2 protein-coding genes and 1 pseudogene are annotated in these 3,317 nt (G+C 59.8%); 2 read left to right on the plus strand and 1 reads right to left on the minus strand.

Annotated elements, in window-relative coordinates; translation table 11 throughout:
• Positions 1-469, minus strand: a pseudogene (locus ACE3OH_RS20960) (hypothetical protein); the annotation flags it as partial.
• 422 nt (positions 470-891) lie between these two features.
• On the opposite strand from ACE3OH_RS20960, the gene ACE3OH_RS20965 reads away from it, so the two are divergent.
• Together ACE3OH_RS20965 and ACE3OH_RS20970 are read left to right on the plus strand one after the other, a co-directional pair.
• Positions 892-1,455: a cupin domain-containing protein gene (locus ACE3OH_RS20965; RefSeq protein WP_374357783.1), complete on the plus strand. Its 564-nt coding sequence runs from the start codon at positions 892-894 to the stop codon at positions 1,453-1,455.
• A 311-nt stretch (positions 1,456-1,766) separates the two neighbouring features.
• A complete protein-coding gene (locus ACE3OH_RS20970; protein ID WP_374357781.1) occupies positions 1,767-3,182 on the plus strand; it encodes an aldehyde dehydrogenase family protein in 1,416 nt (471 codons plus the stop codon).
• The last annotated feature ends 135 nt before the right edge of the window (positions 3,183-3,317 follow it).

A 3,317-nucleotide genomic window follows, 5' to 3' on the forward strand; every position in this document is an offset into this window, starting at 1 on the left:
TGCGGCCCGCCACTTCCGACATCGGCGCCAACAGCGGCAAGCCGCCACGCGCATCGGTCACCGTCTCATAGGCAATGGCAACACAGCCCGATTTGACCAAGGCAGCGGTTTGATCAGGATCGGGCGCCAGGTGCAGATAGGTATACAGAATCTGGCCCGGGCGCAGCATGGCGCATTCCACCGGCTGCGGCTCCTTCACCTTGATGATCATATCGGCGCGCTGGAAGATCTCGGCAGCTGCCGCCACCATCTGCGCACCGGCCGCCACATATTGGGCATCGGGAAAACCGATTGCCGTACCCGCATTCTCTTGCACCAGCACCTGATGGCCGTGGCCGGTGAGCTCTTTCACACCAGCTGGCGTCAGGCCGACGCGATATTCGTGATTCTTGATTTCCTTGGGTACGCCGATCAGCATCTTGACTGTCTCCATGATTGTTGTGTGCGCCGGGCTTGCTTCGGGTGTCATGCTTCGCTGCAGCTTGCACGGCAGGTCTCGCAGCGTAAAACATTTTCAACAAGCCAGCCCGATGCAATGTCAAACATATTAAACACTTGCCCGCAAAGGTGCGACAAGCTTCATCGCTTGTGCATCGCACAAAGCTAGCATTACTCGGCAGGTTTACAACAAGCCATGCCGACATACCGGGCACCACGGATTCAGGTGCACGCCCCGCCAGCGAGCCATCATGGCTGCACTTCGGGCCCACTCCGGCGGCAAGGCCTGCCCAATCGGTTTGACAGCAGAGCAACAGGGAACTGTAAACCGGCACGGCATCACGCCACAGGCTTGCCAGCCTGCGCAACAGCGTATATTTTCCCGCAACAGGGCGTTCAGTATATTAGACACCACATGCAAAACCCCGCCCACGCAAGGAAGATGCCATGTCCATTGAAGTCAGCACCCGCTTGAAGATCGTTCGCGAAAAGCATGCCTTGTCGCAGCGCGAACTGGCCAAGCGGGCCGGCGTCACCAACAGCACCATTTCGCTGATCGAACAAAACCGCGTCAGCCCGTCGATTTCATCGCTGAAAAAAGTGCTGGATGGCGTGCCGATGAGCCTGGCCGAATTCTTTACCTTTGATATCGAAGAGCCGGAGCGCCCTTCCCCGTTTTTTGGCGCCGACGCCATGCCCGATATCGGCGGCGAAGGCGTCAACCTGTTCCTGATCGGCCACGGCGTGCAGAACCGCCATATCACCATGCTGCGCGAGGTGTATGAAGCCGGCGCCGACACTGGCGCCGAAATGCTGTCGCATGCCGGCCAGGAAGTCGGCGTGGTGGTGAAGGGCGAGATCGAATTGACGGTGGCCGAACAAAGCCGCGTACTCAAGCCCGGCGAAGGCTATTACTTTGATTCCACCTTGCCGCACCGCTTTCGCAACCTGGGCCGCGAGGTAGCCGAGCTGGTCAGCGCCAGCTTGGTCAGCCCGCATTCCCCACCGAGTTTTTGATTCGCCGATGTATTTAGAAAAATCTTGAACCACAGAGGGCACAGAGAACACAGAGGTGGCACAGAGACTTGCTCGGGTGCGATGGCTCACACCGGCTTGCACCTGTAGGAGCGGCTTTAGCCGCGATAGGCAGTTTCTTCGCGGCTAAAGCCGCTCCTACAAGCAAAGCACTCACGCCAAGCATGCACACGCCAGCCCAGCCAGATCTGCCTGCGTTTCCTCTGTGCCACCTCTGCGCTCTCTGTGCCCTCTGTGGTTCAAGATTTGGGTTTTCAACTTAGTAGCCACGTACATTTTCAAGAGGCCCTGCCATGCAACGTTACGAAAAACTGTTTATCAACGGCGAATGGGTTGCCCCGCACGGCAGCGGTTTTACCAGCGTCGTCAACCCGGCCACTGAAGAGGTCTTCGCCGAAGTAGCCAATGCCGACCTTGACGACGTGAATGCCGCCTTCGCCGCCGCCCGCGCCGCCTTCCCGGCCTGGTCTGCAACCCGCGCCGCCGAGCGTGCCGACTGGATCACCAAATTGCATGCCGCGCTCGACAAGCGCCGCGATGCGCTGGCGCTGGCAATTTCGCAATCGATGGGCTGCCCCTTGGAAATCGCCAAGATCATCCAGGTGAACTGCGTCAGCGCCTTCAAGAAGTTCGCCGAGCGCGCATTCGAGATGGAAGTGGAAAAGCAGGTCAACAATTCCCTGGTGGTGCGCGAGCCGGTCGGCGTGTGCGCCTTTATCACCCCGTGGAACTACCCGCTGTACCAGCTGATCGGCAAGGTGGCGCCAGCCTTGGCCACCGGCTGCACCATGGTGCTCAAGCCCTCCTCGGTCACCCCGCTGCAAGATTTGATCTTTGCCGAGGCGGTGGCCGAAATCGGCCTGCCCAAGGGCGTATTCAATCTGGTCACCGGTCGTGGCGGCGTACTGGGCGACGCGATGGTCACCCACCCGGAAGCGGATATGGTGTCGTTCACCGGCTCCACCGCCACCGGTCGCCGCATCCAGCGCCTGGCTGCCGACTCGGTGAAGCGGGTGTGCCTGGAGCTGGGCGGCAAGTCGGCGTTTATCATCACCGAAGATGCACCGCTGGAGCAGGCGGTCAGCTTTGGCGTGAAGGATGTGATGATCAACAGCGGCCAGACCTGCATAGCCCTGAGCCGCATGCTGGTGCCGGCCAGCCGCTATGAAGAAGCCGCAGCGATCGCCAAGCAGGTGGCCGAAGGCCTGAAGGTGGGCGACCCGATGGCAGCGGATACCTATGTTGGCCCGATGAGCTCGATGGGTCAGCGCGATACGGTGCTGGGCTATATCCAGAAAGGGCTGGACGAAGGCGCCAAGCTGCTCACCGGCGGACTCGACTACCCGGAAGGCATCAGCCGAGGCGCCTATGTGCGTCCGACCATCTTCCGCGATGTACACAACAAGATGACCATCGCCCAGGAAGAAATCTTCGGGCCGGTAATCTGCATGATTCCCTACCACACCCTCGATGAAGCGATCAGCATCGCCAACGATAGCGTCTACGGCCTATCGGGCGGCGTATGGGCCGCCACCCGCGAGGAAGGCATCCGCATTGCCCGTCAGTTGCGCACCGGCGGCGTGTATGTCAACGGCGGCGATTTCAACTACGACGCACCGCTGGGCGGCTACAAGCAATCGGGCAACGGTCGCGAATGGGGCGATTTCGGCATGCATGAGTTTTATGAGATCAAGTCGATGCAGCTGTAAGCCGCATGAAACAGCCCGGAGAAACGCCACTGCATGCAGTGGCGTTTTTTTGTTCGCAGCGACACGAGTATTTGAAGTGCCACCGTACGACGCCAAAAGGTGTTTTTAGGGGGGAGGAAAATTTTGCGGAAAACC

This window comes from Chitinimonas sp. (genome assembly GCF_041904975.1).
Lineage (GTDB): Bacteria > Pseudomonadota > Gammaproteobacteria > Burkholderiales > Chitinimonadaceae > Chitinimonas.

What these genes read in the sequence shown, in the direction of transcription:
- ACE3OH_RS20970 (WP_374357781.1), top strand. Translation starts at nt 1,767, where the DNA reads ATGCAACGTTACGAAAAACTGTTTATCAACGGCGAATGGGTTGCCCCG.